The following is a 12,449-nucleotide window of genomic DNA, read 5'->3' on the forward strand; positions in this document are numbered from 1 at the left end:
TGGGCTAGATCGGAGAACCGTAAGTCCCACTCCGGTCACCGTCACACCCGCTGCGTCGGACACAGCGGGAGCCCAATGACCCATCCTTTTTCGTGGTCCGCACCGCCTTCGCCGTAGCTGTAGGCGGTTCTCCCCCCAAAGTCGTTTCCCGTCGCTGTCGGTTGGAGCGGCGAGCCGCGGACCGGGAGGCCAGGCGAACCGGACGCGCGATACATGCGAGCGACGCAGATCGATGCGTCGCGCGTCGGCGTCCGGAAGGCATTTCCCGGCGGACACGGCAACACGCGATTGTCAGGGCTGAGCAATGTCTGCAGAGCCGAGTGGAGAGAGTCTCCGATCCCGCTATCGTCAGGCTCACGCGCGTACCACCCGCGATTTTCGCCGCACATGTCGGGGCGGCCGACGGCGCGCGCAGAAATCCAGCCCCACTTCGGCGGAAACCGGGTCGACAGAGAGGGGTGTCAGTGAGGGGAAGCCGACCGGGACCTAAGGAATCTCCGAAGCGCGAACGGTCAGACTTGTTGCCGGGATCGCACGGAAACGGATGCGCTGCCGATCGGGTGGGGGGCCCCGGTCCCTTGAAACCGGAGCCAAACAGGCCTTTGGCGCGGACCTACCGTCCGAAGATGCCCTTCAGGAATTGGGCGGTGCGGTTGCGCTTCTTCTTGCGCTCGAGTTCGTTGGCGTCCTTGACCCATGCCACCTGCACGACGCGGCGCTCGCCCTCGAAGGGCTCGTGGCCGTGCCAGGAATTGTCGGCGCGCAGGAAGGCGAACATCGTGCCCATGGTGGGCGGCACCTCGACCGCGAAGGGTTCGTAGTTCTTGCCGTCGTAGAGCACCCGCAGGCGGCCGGCGGCCGGAGCGTCCCAGGCATCGTTCATGTAGATCAGCATCGTCATCACTTTCGACGGGCCGTCGGTGTGGATCGAGCCGTATTTCAGCTGGCTGCGCTTCATGATGGTGGTGAGGCGCGGGCAAGAGACTAGGTCGATGCCGAACTTCTCGCCCATGATGCGGGAGAACGCATCACTCTCAAGCTCGTCGATCAGCGCCTTGAAGCGACCCTTGAGGGCGACTTCGTCGACCGTGAGATAGCCGGGCTTGGCGATCGCGGGGAAATCCTGGCGGATCTCGTCGACGGCCTCGGGCTTGAGCACGTCATTGCCGAGAAAGAAACTGTAGGGCTCGCGCGAGACAGGGGCGGCCCGCACGGCATCAAGGTTGAGGATCGACAATCCCGTCATGGCTTCGACGTTCGTCCGTTCGGGCGCACCAGGCCCGGTTTGAGCGGGTGCACGCTGGGTTGGAGCGCCGCTGCGAGGGCGCAATCCCGGTGGATAGAGCGCCCGATTGCGGCAAGCGGACGGCAAGCCCTTTCCGCGCAACACGGAAACTGCCATGCTTGACCGTATCGAAACTGAAAAGTGGCGCCGAGTATCGTGACGAGACGCCTCGCACTCGCCTTCTGCGTCGCCCTGGCGACGCCGGCCAGTGCCCAGAGCCCCCTCTCGACGACCCAGCGCATGATCTGTGCCGATGCAATGGCTCTGGTGAAGACCCGAGGTTCCGTCGCGATCAGTTCCGGCGGAGCGCCCGAGCGCTTCGTACGGGACCGTAGCCAATGCAATCTCACCGAAATCGCCGAACTCCGCTTCGTGCCCACCCGGGACAACCCAGAATGCCCAATCGGCTATCGCTGCCGCGAGCCGGAATTCGGCGACTGGGACTGGTGAGACGGACCGGCGGTACGAGGATAGTCCGCCGCAGCGGTGCGCCACGATCTCGCCACGACCCGCCTGCAATGCCGATGCATGGGCGGTCCCCCCGGGGCACGGCGCCGGACGATGACTAGAACTGAGGGGAGACGCGCGTGGCCGTATTGAGGACAGGCCTCGGCCTGCAAGCCGCCGTCACGGCGCTCTTCGCCCTCGCGCTCCTGATTTCACCCGGCGTATCCGCACCGCTCTACGTCAGTCTCAGCGGCCTTGCCATGGCAGGCATCCTGCTCGCATCGGGGCGCCTCTCGTCATACCTAAAGGTCTTCGTCTCGGTCTACGGCGTCGGCTACCTGTTCCTGGCCGGAGCCAAGCAACTGGCCGTCATGGGTTTCCTGCCCCCGACGCTCGCCGCCCTCCTGCCGCCGAGCTTCGCCGCAACCGGGGCCGTGGTGTTCGCCGGTATCGTCTTGGCGATCTCGTACCTCGAGCCGATCCGGGCGATCACGCTGATCGCGGATCCCTATTTCGCCACCACCGACAAGCCGACACGGGAGATCGGACCCTTCCGCCTGTTCGGCAGCACGGAGGGGAAGGTTGGCCAGCGCCTCGTCGCCCTGTCGATCTTCATTACCTTCGCACAAGTCGCCCTGCAGCTGCGGCTGAACTTCTGGTTCCGCGACCTGTTCAACGCCCTCCAGGAATACAACGCCGACGCCTTCTGGTACCAGTTGGTCTGGGTGTTCACGCCGCTCGCCACCATCTGGGTCGTGGTCGGCATGTTCGACACCTTCGTGGATGCTACGCTTCACATCCGCTGGCGCACCTGGCTGACCCGCAGCTTCTACGGCCGCTGGCTGGATGCCGGGACGCATTACCGTGTCCCCTTCACCGGGGAGAGTGCGGACAACCCGGATCAACGCATCCAAAGCGACATCAATCTCTTCATCTCCCAGACCACCACGCTGTCCATCCGGCTCCTGTCTCAGGCGGCGACCCTGGTGTCCTTCATGGTCATCCTGTGGGGCCTGTCGCGCGACTTCGTGCTGCCCTTCACCGATACGGTAGTGCCGGGCTTCCTCGTCTGGCTGGTGGTCGGTTACGCGGTGGTCGGAACCTGGCTGACGCACGTCATCGGACGCCCCCTCATCGGCCTCGACTTCCGCCAGGAGAAGGTGGAGGCGGATTTCCGCTTTTCCCTGGCCCGGACCCGCATCTACGGCGAGCAGATCGCCCTCCTGCGCGGCGAGCGTGCCGAAACGGTGCGCCTGGGTAGCCTGTTCCACGCGATCGTCGACAACTACCTCGACATCATCGTCCGGCGGATCAAGCTCGGCAGCTTCACGCTGTCCTACAGCCAGATCAGCGTGGTGTTTCCCTACATCCTCGCCGCGCCATCCTACTTCCTGAAGAAGATCACCCTAGGTCAGTTCCAACAGACCGGCGATGCCTTCAGCAGCGTGCAGTCCTCGCTGTCGTTCTTCATCAATTCCTACGTCACCATCGCAGCCTACCGCGCCAACACCAACCGCCTCTCCTCGTTCCGGCAGGCGATGACCAAGGCGGAGGCGATCGGAGGGACCGGCGAAGGCCTGTTCCAAGGCAACGACACCAAGGGCGACGTCACGGCTTCGAAGCTCAGCCTCGGTCTGCCGGACGGACGGGAGATCGTGGCCGCAGACGCTTTGACCATCACAAAGGGCGGCGCCACGCTGCTCACGGGTCCCTCAGGTTCCGGCAAGTCGACCCTGTTCCGTGCCATCGCGGGCATCTGGCCCTTCGCCAAGGGCCGGATCGACCTGCCCAAGGGACAGTCGGCCCTGGTCCTGCCGCAACGACCCTACATCCCTCTGGGGACCCTGCGCGGCGCCGTCGTCTACCCGAACACCACGGACATGTTCCCGGACGAGGCGATCCGCGACGCCCTGGTGGCTGCCCAGTTGCCGGCGCTCGTCGACCGTCTCGACGAGGTCGATGCCTGGGATCAGCGCCTCTCCGGCGGCGAGCAGCAGCGGCTCGCGGTGGCCCGCGCTGTCCTTGCCAAGCCCGACTGGCTGTTTCTCGACGAATCCACCGCCGCCCTGGACGAGCCGAGCGAGGCTGCGATCTACCGGATGCTGCGGGAGCGCCTGCCCGGCACCACCATCGTCTCAATCGGCCATCGGTCGACCCTGCACGCCCTGCACGAACGCCGCCTCGACATGCAGCCTGCCAATGATGGCCGGTTCGTGCCCCGCGACGTGCCGTCGCCCGTCGCCGCCGAGTAAGGTTCAGCGCAGGAACGTCACCGCGATGGGTGCCAGGATCGCGGTGAGGAACGCGTTGAACCCAAGGGCGATGCCCGCGAAGGCGCCCGCCACCTCGTTCACCTGGAAGGCGCGTGCGGTGCCCACGCCGTGGGCGGCGAGACCGGCCGCGAAGCCGCGGGCCCGCATGTCCCGGATGCGTAGGACGTTCATCAGCGGTGTGACGAGGATGCCGCCGGTCATGCCGGTGAGCATGACGATGACGGCGGCGAGCGTCGGGTCTCCGCCCAGTGTCTGAGCGATGCCCATCGCGACGCCGGTTGTCACGGATTTCGGCGCCAGTGAAACGATGACGTCACGGGGAATACCGAAAGCTTGGCCCAACAGCAGGGCCGAGCTCAGCGCGACCACCGAACCAACAACGAGGGCTGCCAGCATCGGCGCGAGAGAGCGCAGCACCGTGGCACGATACTCATAGAGGGGAATCGCCAGTGCCACGGTGGCCGGCCCCAGCAGAAAATGCACGAACTGGGCGCCCTCGAAATAGGTGGCGTAGGGCGTCTTCGTGAGCTCCAAGACGGCAGCGGTGAGCGCGATGGCGATGAGGACTGGGTTCGCGAGCGGATGGCGGCGGGTCGCCAGAGCAATCCGGTCGGCCACCACGTAAGCGAGCAGCGTCACGGTCAGCCATAGAAGCGGCGTCCGCGAGAGATAGACCCAAACGGCGAAGTCGCCGGTCACGGCCGCGCCTTCGGCTTGGCGAGCCAGCGCGAGACTGCGACGAACGTCAAGGCCGTGGCGGCCAGAGTGGTGACTGTCGAGACCACGACCACCACCGCCAACGCGATGCCGTGGACCGCCAGAACGTCGAGGCGGCCGACGATACCGGCTCCGGCCGGCACGAACATCAGCGACAGATTGGCGAGAAGCCCCTTGCCGGTACTTTCCAGGCGGCCGTCCACCAGGGGGGGCGCCAACATTCGGGGGGCCAGGTGGGTGGCTCGATCCCGCATGACCAGGAACAGCAGCAGCAACGCCATGCCGATCAGGGGTCCGGGCACAGGCAGGTGGCTCGACCGCGCCAGCGCCTCGCCGATGAGCTGTGCCAGGAGGATCAGAGTGAGGCTGAGAATCATCGTGGCAGCGCGCTCAACTGAGCGAGACCTGCCCTTCCGCGGCACTGCGCCGGGCCTCACCGATGGCAGCCTCATCGAGGCCGAGAAGGCCGCCGAGACGCCAAACCAGGGCCTCCTCAAACTCGTGAACGCTGCCGTCCGCTCCGGCCACAGACCAGGCCATGGCAAGTAGGCGGGCCCGCCGATCCGGCCCGACCTCGTGCCCGATCATCTCGACGAGTTGTGCCATGTCGCGGGTCTGGGCGTCGAACGCGGCGGCTCGCGCAATCAGCGCCTCAGCCTCCGCCCTGGTCTCTGTGAACCGGCCCTCGACCAGACGGCCGAGGCGCTCGGTCTCTTCGGGGGCGAGAATACCGTCGGCCCGCGCCACATGCACGAGGAGCGCGATCGCTGCCAAGCGCTCATCGGCCTCCTCAGCCGCCGTGGCATGGCTTCCGAGACCGAAGGATTCGGCGGCATAGGCACGGAGTCGGGCAATCAGGGACATGGAGATCCTTGGAACGCCGCGAATCCTTTGAGGTCGACCACCGGGCCGTCAAGCAACCGGCGGCGTCGCCAGCACGATGCCCTGGCACCGTGGCCGTGCTGCATCGCTTTTCCCCGCGCATTCCACCGCCCGCAACGCCGGTCGAAGCTTGCCATTCCACGCCACGACCGATATGACCCTCCCCCGAACGGTCCCGTTGGACATCAGCGTCCGATCCGGAACCGCGCCGCAATAGCTCAGCTGGTAGAGCACCTCATTCGTAATGAGGGGGTCGGGGGTTCGAATCCCTCTTGCGGCACCACTTCCTCCTTTCGCAGCACCACAATCATGCCGGTCGGTCGATCGGCATCGCGAAGTCTCGGCTCTCAGCATGCCTCGAAAAGCGCATCGGCAAGGGAAGGCTCCTCCCGGTCACGACGCGATCGACCCGAAACCGAACCACCGCGCCGAGCGATCCTCGTCCGGAGGTCGACGGGATCGTCTGCGCGGCAGCGGGGCTGTGCTGCGGTCTGGAGGTCCGGTTGGCCCGTCTTCGCAGCACCGGAGCGTTCGCGAACGGCCGCAATTAGACCGATACCCGTGCTGACGTAGCCAATACGGCCGAGTGATCCCAGAACCTCGCGGTCGGACAGACGTCCAGCCAGTCCACCAACCGATCCAACCGCCTTGGACAAGGCACTTCGCGGGATCCCCGACGGTCAGGCATTCTGCGAAGCGGGCGTCCTCACAGGAAGCCGCCAATTCGGGCGGATGAAGTGACACGTATAGCCGTCGGGGCGGCGCTCGAGGTAATCCTGGTGCTCAGGCTCGGCCTCCCAGAAAGGCCCGACGGGAGCCAGTTCGGTGACGACCTTTCCGGGCCAGAGACCCGATGCATCGACATCGGCGATGGTCTCCGCGGCGACCCGGCGTTGAGCGTCATCGGTGTAATAGATCGCCGAGCGATAGCTCAGGCCACGATCGTTTCCCTGCCGATTCGGGGTTGTCGGATCGTGGATCTGAAAGAAAAATTCCAGAACCCGGCGAAAGCTCGTCCGCTCGGGATCGAAGATGATCTCGATCGCCTCTGCATGTGTACCGTGGTTCGGGTAGGTCGCATTCGGAACATCGCCCCCCGTATAGCCGACACGGGTCGACACGACGCCCTCCTGCCGCCGGATCAGGTCCTGCATCCCCCAGAAGCATCCTCCTGCGAGGACTGCGCGTTCATGGCTCATGGTTGCCTCTCTCCCGGATCGACGCCTAACGTCGCTGGCGAATAGATAGGGTGCCGCAGCGCCTTTTGCCGCCGTTCGATGATGTCGCGGGACACCGTCACGATGAGTTTGTGGCCTGCCGCCGCGTCGCGCGGTGCGGCGGGTAGGTGCAGTCAGGGTGTTTCGATATCCCCTACACCGATGTTCGGGGTGACCGAGACGTCCCCCCAGAGGTACGGCCGGACTGCCAGACCGGGAAGCTGTCCTGCTCGGCATTCTCCTCCGGTGCAAAGGGGGTTGGCGGCCATACCCGCTGGAGACGCAAGTGATGTCGCGGCCGGGGGTTTGAAGTCCACAGGGTACCGCGTCGGCAGCGACGCCCGCCAGATGCCTTATCGCACCGCATAAGCGTAGGCGAAGCAACGGCTTCGGCGAGCATAACAAGTGCAGCCAAAAGGAAGCAACACGCGGATCCGTAGTGCCGTCCAACCGGGTTTGCATCGTCTCCATCAAGTGGCGGCTAGCTGCAGCTTGTCGCGCGATGCCGAACCGGCATCTCACAACCGGCAAAACCGTGCCGTTCGGCACGTCGCCAGCGTTTGATCATTGGCATGTCGGATGCAAGAACGGCGTGGAAGCCCGGATCGGTTCGCGACCACAGGAAGAAACCATGCAGCGGACGAGTTCCCGCTCGGTCGGCTGATGGTCTAATCTGCCTGCAGAACCGTCGCAACGAGAGGCGACCGGGGACTGCATGACGTGCCCTTCGTAAGTATCACGCGCCTAAGAATCCGCTCGGTACGGTTCCTGCCGGGCTTTGCCGTCCACGCACTCCGCACGCAGAGACAGGCGCGGAAGGCGGCCGGGTTCCGGGCGGGATCAATCCTGGCCGACCATGCCTGGACCTTCTGGACCATGACGGTGTGGGACGACGAGGCTGCCATGCGCCGTTACATGATGGCCGGCGCGCATCGGCAGGCGATGCCGAAGCTGATCCATTGGTGTGACGAAGCTTCCTTGGTCCACTGGACGCAGCCCGGGGCCGGCCCACCATCCTGGGCCGAAGCGGATCAGCGGATGCGCGCGGACGGACGCCCGTCCCAGGTGCGGCACCCCAGTCCGCATCACGCAACTCTGGACTATCGTCCACCGCGCCTGACGCGGAGCGGGCCGATCAAACCCTCGACACCGTGAGGGACAGGCCCGAAAGCCGCCGTGGATGCAACCGCAACCGGCCACGTCGCACTGGGCGTGTTTAGGCGCACATCCGCGCGGGCGATCCGGGCGCATCACACCTGCGGTCGCCTTCGCCCCCTCGGCGGCCAGAACCAGCGGCGCAGCGGCCTCAAGGCCCTGCGCCGTTTGTGTTTCATCGGCGCCGCGGGGTGGATGGCCCGGCGGGCCGGACCGGTCGAACGTTCTGACGGCAGCGTGCTGGAGTACCCACGATGAGACTGCGCTCGGTCGTCGGATGGATCAGCGTTGGCGCGACGCTCTTGGGCGGCGCGGGGCTCGAGGCACGGGAGCGCCCCTCTCCGGAGGTGACGGGCTGGGTGTCGGCGGTCCTCGCGAAGATCGATATGGTCGAGCGGGGCCCAGCCCCCGCCGGGCGCAAGCGCGGGCGCCGAACGGTGGGGGTGCGGGTCCAGATCGCGGCCGACGGCTTCGTCAATCGGGTGGAGGTCGAGCGGAGTTCCGGCGTGCCGGATCTCGATGAACGGGCACGGAGCCGGGTCCGGGCAGCCGGGCCGTTCGGCCCACCGCCTGCGCCGCTTCTGACCCCGGCCGGCACCACGGAACTCAGCTTCCCGCTCCAGGTGCAGCGGTGAGATTACAGGCGTGCGGCGCGGTCCGGCGCCGGACCGGACAGGACCGCCGCGAGGGAGGCATCGACTTGCCCGACGGGGGCGGTTGGCACCGGATGGACGCCGATCAGCAGGGTCCGTTGCGTCCGCATGATCTTGAGGAGGCGCTCGGTCCGGCGCAATGCGTCCTGCGCGTCGGTCGGGTCCTGTTCCTCGGCGAGGAGAACGGCGATCCGGATCATCTGGTCGACCCGGCGCTCCTCGGCCGTGGCGATGATCCGCTCCAGGGCCGCCAGCCCCTCCTCCAACGCCGCTCTCATGGGACACCCTCGGAGCCTCGGTGAGCGGACAGGGTCCGGCATCGGGCCGGAGCGCGCATTCACGATTGTTGGTCGCCGAGCGATTTCGCGCCGCGGCGCAGGCCGCGGGCGGCTCACGGCGTCCCGAGATGCGGGAGCCAGAGGGCCAGGGCGAGGAGGCTCGCCAGCAGGACCGGCGGCGTGATGAGGAGGCCGACCCGCATGTACTGGCCCCAGGTGATGCGGTGGCCCTTGGCGTCGAGGACGTGCAGCCACAGCAGGGTCGCGAGACTGCCGATCGGCGTGAATTTCGGGCCGAGATCGCAGCCTATGACGTTGGCGTAGATCATCAAATCGCGGGTCAGGGGCGACAGGTCGGGGGCCTGCTGGATCGCCAGCGCCCCCACCAGGACGCTCGGCATGTTGTTCATCACGGAGGACAGCAGGGCGGCGGCGACGCCCGTGCCGAGGGTGGCGACCACCGGGCCCGCCTCGGCGAGCCGGACCAGGCCCTGGGCGAGGAGTTCGGTGAGGCCGGCATTCTTCAGGCCGTAGACCACGAGGTACATGCCGAGGCTGAACAGCACGATCTGCCAGGGGGCCCCGGCGAGGACCTTCCGCAGGGGAATCACGCCGCTGCGATTCGCGAGGGCGAGCAGAAGGAGCGCGCCGGCACCGGTGACGGCGGAGACCGGGACGCCGAACGGGGCGGTGACGAAGTAGGCGCCGAGGAGCACGGCGAGAAGCGGGAAGGCCGCCCGGAACACGCGGGCGTCGCGGATGGCGGAGGCCGGCGGGTCCAGACGGTATACCGCGTAGGTCGTGTCGAGGTCGCGCCGGTAGAACAGCCACAGCACCGCGAGGGTCGCGGCCAGGGACACGAGGTTCACCGGCACCATCACGGCGGCGTAGCGGCCGAAGGAAATGCCGAAGACATTCGCCGAAACGATGTTGACGAGATTCGAGATGACCAGCGGCAGGCTGGTCGAATCCGCGACGAACCCGCAGCCGACGATGAAGGCCATCGCGGCCGCCGGCGGGAAATCCAGCCGGAGCAAGATCGCCAGCACGATCGGGGTGAGCAGCAGGGCGGCCCCGTCATTGGCGAAGACCGCCGCGATGGCGGCGCCGAGCAGGATCACCAGGGGGAACAGCCGGCGACCGCGACCGCCGCCCCAGCGGGCGACGTGCAGGGCGGCCCATTGGAAGAAGCCCGCCGCGTCGAGGAGGAGGGAGATCACGATCAGTGCCACGAAGGTGAAGGTGGCGTCCCAGACGATGTGCCAGACCACCGGGATGTCACCGGGCTGGATCACGCCGGTGGCCAGGGCGACGGCGGCCCCCGCGAGGGCGCTCCATCCGATCCCGAGCCCTCGCGGCTGGACGATGACGAGGACCAGGGTGACGACGAAGATGGCGAGGGCGAGCATCGGCGTTTCTTGTTGGTGTCGCGACGAAATCTTGCGAGTTCTTTCACCCGGGCAAGTTCTTTCACCGGGGCGAGGTCTTGCTCCCCGGCGAGGTCTTGCTCCCGGGCGGGATCAGAGGCTCGTGGCCGGCCGCCCCTGGGCATCGACGACGGGGGCACCATCCTCCTTGGCGAAGGCCCCCTGCTGCGGCGGAAGCAGGGCGAGCACGGTCTCGGAGGGTCGGCACAGGGCGACGCCCAGGGGGCTCACCACCAGGGGCCGGTTGAGGAGGATCGGGTGCGCCGCGATGGCGTCGAGGAGTTGGTCGTCGCTGAGGGCCGGGTCGTCGAGGCCGAGTTCGGCATGGGGCGTCCCCTTCTCGCGCAGGAGATCGCGGAGGGTGAGGCCCGCCCGCTCCGCGAGGCGGCGCAGCAGCGCGCCGGTCGGGGGCGATTTGAGGTACTCGACGACGTGCGGCTCGACGCCGGCGTTGCGGATGAGGCCGAGGGTGTTGCGGGACGTGCCGCAGGCCGGGTTGTGATAGATGACGACGTCCATCAGGCGGGCTCCGGGCAGCAGGTCGAGAGGGCGGCGACGGCGGGGGCGCAGACCTCGGGGCGGCCCTGACAGCAATCGCGCATCAGAAACTGGATCAGCGCCGACAGGTCCGGGTAGGCGGCGCGGTAGCGGATCGAGCGGCCTTCGCGCTGCGCGGTGACGAGGCCGGCGCGGCTCAGTTCCTTGAGGTGGAACGATAGGTTGGTTGCAGAGACCCCGACCGCCTCCGCGAGCAGCCCCGCCGCCAGGCCGTCCGGCCCGGCGGTGACGAGGCGGCGCACGATGCGCAGGCGGTGCTCCTGGCCGAGGGCCGCGAAGGCGGCGACGGCTTGCCCCTCGTCCATCATGATGTCAATGTTTCAAACATCATTGAAACGTAGAGGATGCCGAGCCCTTGGACAAGACCGATCCGAACACGACCGATGGGGACGAGACCGATCGCGCCGGGCCCCCGCGGCCCTTCGCCGATGGCCTGCCGGCCTTGAGCGCGGCGCATTTCGCGGTCCCGACCTCCGCCGACCTCGGGATCCGCCAAGCCTTCACCCACGCGCCGCGCTTCCTCATCCTCTACGGGTCCCTGCGGGAGCGCTCGTTCAGCCGGTTCCTGGCCTACGAGGCGGCGCGCCTCCTGGAGGCCATGGGCGGCGAGGTGCGGATCTACCACGCGCACGGCCTGCCGCTGCCGGACGACGCGACCGCCGACCATCCCAAGGTGCAGGAACTGCGCGCCCTCTCGGTCTGGTCCGAGGGCCAGGTCTGGGTCAGCCCCGAGCGCCACGGGGCCATGACCGGCGTGATGAAGGCCCAGGTCGACTGGCTGCCCCTGTCGGAGGGATCGGTGCGCCCGACCCAGGGGCGGACCCTGGCGGTGATGCAGGTGTCCGGCGGCTCGCAATCCTTCAACGCGGTCAACGGCCTGCGCGTCCTGGGGCGCTGGATGCGGATGATCACCATCCCGAACCAGTCCTCGGTGCCGATGGCCTACCGGGAGTTCGACGCCGCCGGCCGGATGAATCCGGGGCCGCTCTACGACCGGGTGGTCGATGTCTGCGAAGAACTCGTGAAGTTCACGCTCCTCACCCGCGAGCGGGCCGATTACCTCGTCGACCGCTACTCGGAGCGCAAGGAGCGGGAGCCGGAGCGGCTCCGGGCGGTGGCGGCGGATATCGGCTTCACGAAGCGGCCCGCCTGAGGCCCCGTGGCGAAGCGCCCGCGGGGTCGAACCAGGGCGGCGCTTGGCCGTTGTGGCACGAAGGGTCCAAGGCGGAAAGGCGACATGGCAGAGCCATCGGAGATCACGGCGCAGGCGATCGCGGCGCACATGGAGGTGCGATCGTCGGACGGACTGCATGTCGGGACGGTCGACCACATGGAGGGCGATACCCTCATCAAGCTGACGCGGTCCGATCCGGCGGCCCATGGCCGCCACCACCTGCTGCCGCTGTCCTGGGTCGAGCGGGTTGACGAGCAGGTCCACCTCACCGCCACGGCGGCCGATGTCCGGGGCTACTGGGAAGATGCCGGCTGAGCGCCCTCCCGCCGGGCGACCTTTCGCCCGGTCGCCGGCCGCACCATCGACCCTAGCTCCCCGGTGAG

General features: G+C 67.4%; 15 protein-coding genes and 1 tRNA gene. 7 read left to right on the plus strand and 9 right to left on the minus strand.

All coding sequences use genetic code 11. The features are described from left to right. Nucleotides 1-613: 613 nt before the first annotated feature. Entirely contained in the window at nt 614-1,246 is a 633-nt protein-coding gene (locus tag ASF20_RS03155; protein WP_055956504.1) for a 2OG-Fe(II) oxygenase, read from the minus strand. 195 nt (nt 1,247-1,441) lie between these two features. Between ASF20_RS03155 and ASF20_RS03160 the strand changes: the two genes are divergently transcribed. Beyond that, the gene (locus ASF20_RS03160) at nt 1,442-1,735 is read left to right on the plus strand and encodes a hypothetical protein (RefSeq protein ID WP_156389580.1); all 294 of its coding nucleotides are present in this window, start codon (nt 1,442-1,444) and stop codon (nt 1,733-1,735) included. Between the two features lie 137 nt (nt 1,736-1,872). Continuing rightward, on the plus strand, nt 1,873-3,984 hold the full coding sequence (locus tag ASF20_RS03165) for an ABC transporter ATP-binding protein/permease (RefSeq protein WP_056270709.1): 2,112 nt from the start codon (nt 1,873-1,875) through the stop codon (nt 3,982-3,984). A 3-nt stretch (nt 3,985-3,987) separates the two neighbouring features. On the opposite strand, the gene ASF20_RS03170 is transcribed toward ASF20_RS03165, so the two are convergent. Genes ASF20_RS03170 through ASF20_RS03180 form a run of 3 tightly spaced genes read right to left on the minus strand, consistent with a single transcriptional unit; the run spans nt 3,988 to nt 5,586 of the window. Next, on the minus strand, nt 3,988-4,704 hold the full coding sequence (locus tag ASF20_RS03170) for an LrgB family protein (protein WP_056270712.1): 717 nt from the start codon (nt 4,702-4,704) through the stop codon (nt 3,988-3,990). Then, nucleotides 4,701-5,099: a CidA/LrgA family protein gene (locus tag ASF20_RS03175; protein ID WP_056270714.1), complete on the minus strand. Its 399-nt coding sequence runs from the start codon at nt 5,097-5,099 to the stop codon at nt 4,701-4,703. Before ASF20_RS03175 ends, ASF20_RS03170 begins: the two co-directional genes overlap by 4 nt. A gap of 13 nt (nt 5,100-5,112) precedes the next feature. Beyond that, on the minus strand, nt 5,113-5,586 hold the full coding sequence (locus ASF20_RS03180) for a TerB family tellurite resistance protein (protein WP_056218101.1): 474 nt from the start codon (nt 5,584-5,586) through the stop codon (nt 5,113-5,115). Between the two features lie 225 nt (nt 5,587-5,811). On the opposite strand from ASF20_RS03180, the gene ASF20_RS03185 reads away from it, so the two are divergent. Continuing rightward, nucleotides 5,812-5,887: transfer RNA gene (locus ASF20_RS03185), tRNA-Thr, on the plus strand. Between the two features lie 397 nt (nt 5,888-6,284). Here ASF20_RS03185 and msrA read toward each other — a convergent pair. Then, nucleotides 6,285-6,803, minus strand: coding sequence for a peptide-methionine (S)-S-oxide reductase MsrA (gene msrA, locus ASF20_RS03190; RefSeq protein ID WP_056270717.1), 519 nt, complete (start codon nt 6,801-6,803; stop codon nt 6,285-6,287). Between the two features lie 738 nt (nt 6,804-7,541). Between msrA and ASF20_RS23030 the strand changes: the two genes are divergently transcribed. Together ASF20_RS23030 and ASF20_RS03195 are read left to right on the plus strand one after the other, a co-directional pair. Beyond that, nucleotides 7,542-7,976: a DUF3291 domain-containing protein gene (locus ASF20_RS23030; protein WP_082501147.1), complete on the plus strand. Its 435-nt coding sequence runs from the start codon at nt 7,542-7,544 to the stop codon at nt 7,974-7,976. A gap of 254 nt (nt 7,977-8,230) precedes the next feature. Next, nucleotides 8,231-8,611, plus strand: coding sequence for a TonB family protein (locus ASF20_RS03195; protein ID WP_056270721.1), 381 nt, complete (start codon nt 8,231-8,233; stop codon nt 8,609-8,611). Nucleotides 8,612-8,613: 2 nt separating this feature from the next. Here ASF20_RS03195 and ASF20_RS03200 read toward each other — a convergent pair whose 3' ends face one another. The 4 genes from ASF20_RS03200 to ASF20_RS03215 form a co-directional block, all read right to left on the minus strand. Beyond that, entirely contained in the window at nt 8,614-8,907 is a 294-nt protein-coding gene (locus ASF20_RS03200; RefSeq protein WP_156647937.1) for a hypothetical protein, read from the minus strand. A gap of 113 nt (nt 8,908-9,020) precedes the next feature. Beyond that, entirely contained in the window at nt 9,021-10,316 is a 1,296-nt protein-coding gene (locus ASF20_RS03205; protein ID WP_056270727.1) for an arsenic transporter, read from the minus strand. A gap of 111 nt (nt 10,317-10,427) precedes the next feature. Then, entirely contained in the window at nt 10,428-10,853 is a 426-nt protein-coding gene (gene arsC, locus ASF20_RS03210) for an arsenate reductase (glutaredoxin) (protein ID WP_056270731.1), read from the minus strand. Continuing rightward, a complete protein-coding gene (locus tag ASF20_RS03215; RefSeq protein ID WP_056212433.1) occupies nt 10,853-11,200 on the minus strand; it encodes a metalloregulator ArsR/SmtB family transcription factor in 348 nt (115 codons plus the stop codon). Before ASF20_RS03215 ends, arsC begins: the two co-directional genes overlap by 1 nt. Before the next feature lie 47 nt (nt 11,201-11,247). On the opposite strand from ASF20_RS03215, the gene arsH reads away from it, so the two are divergent. Beyond that, nucleotides 11,248-12,045, plus strand: coding sequence for an arsenical resistance protein ArsH (gene arsH, locus ASF20_RS03220; RefSeq protein ID WP_056270735.1), 798 nt, complete (start codon nt 11,248-11,250; stop codon nt 12,043-12,045). 84 nt (nt 12,046-12,129) lie between these two features. Continuing rightward, nucleotides 12,130-12,381, plus strand: a complete 252-nt coding sequence (locus ASF20_RS03225) for a DUF2171 domain-containing protein (protein ID WP_056212438.1) — start codon at nt 12,130-12,132, stop codon at nt 12,379-12,381. The last annotated feature ends 68 nt before the right edge of the window (nt 12,382-12,449 follow it).

Origin of the sequence: Methylobacterium sp. Leaf88 (assembly GCF_001422795.1) — a bacterium.
Classification (GTDB): domain Bacteria; phylum Pseudomonadota; class Alphaproteobacteria; order Rhizobiales; family Beijerinckiaceae; genus Methylobacterium.

Bases quoted from the DNA above. Each gene is read 5' to 3' on its own strand.
- ASF20_RS03155 (WP_055956504.1), bottom strand. From the start codon at position 1,246: ATGACGGGATTGTCGATCCTCAACCTTGATGCCGTGCGGGCCGCCCCT.
- ASF20_RS03175 (WP_056270714.1), bottom strand. From the start codon at position 5,099: ATGATTCTCAGCCTCACTCTGATCCTCCTGGCACAGCTCATCGGCGAG.
- ASF20_RS03180 (WP_056218101.1), bottom strand. From the start codon at position 5,586: ATGTCCCTGATTGCCCGACTCCGTGCCTATGCCGCCGAATCCTTCGGT.
- msrA (WP_056270717.1), bottom strand. From the start codon at position 6,803: ATGAGCCATGAACGCGCAGTCCTCGCAGGAGGATGCTTCTGGGGGATG.
- ASF20_RS03195 (WP_056270721.1), top strand. From the start codon at position 8,231: ATGAGACTGCGCTCGGTCGTCGGATGGATCAGCGTTGGCGCGACGCTC.
- ASF20_RS03200 (WP_156647937.1), bottom strand. From the start codon at position 8,907: ATGAGAGCGGCGTTGGAGGAGGGGCTGGCGGCCCTGGAGCGGATCATC.
- ASF20_RS03205 (WP_056270727.1), bottom strand. From the start codon at position 10,316: ATGCTCGCCCTCGCCATCTTCGTCGTCACCCTGGTCCTCGTCATCGTC.
- arsC (WP_056270731.1), bottom strand. From the start codon at position 10,853: ATGGACGTCGTCATCTATCACAACCCGGCCTGCGGCACGTCCCGCAAC.
- ASF20_RS03215 (WP_056212433.1), bottom strand. From the start codon at position 11,200: ATGATGGACGAGGGGCAAGCCGTCGCCGCCTTCGCGGCCCTCGGCCAG.
- ASF20_RS03225 (WP_056212438.1), top strand. From the start codon at position 12,130: ATGGCAGAGCCATCGGAGATCACGGCGCAGGCGATCGCGGCGCACATG.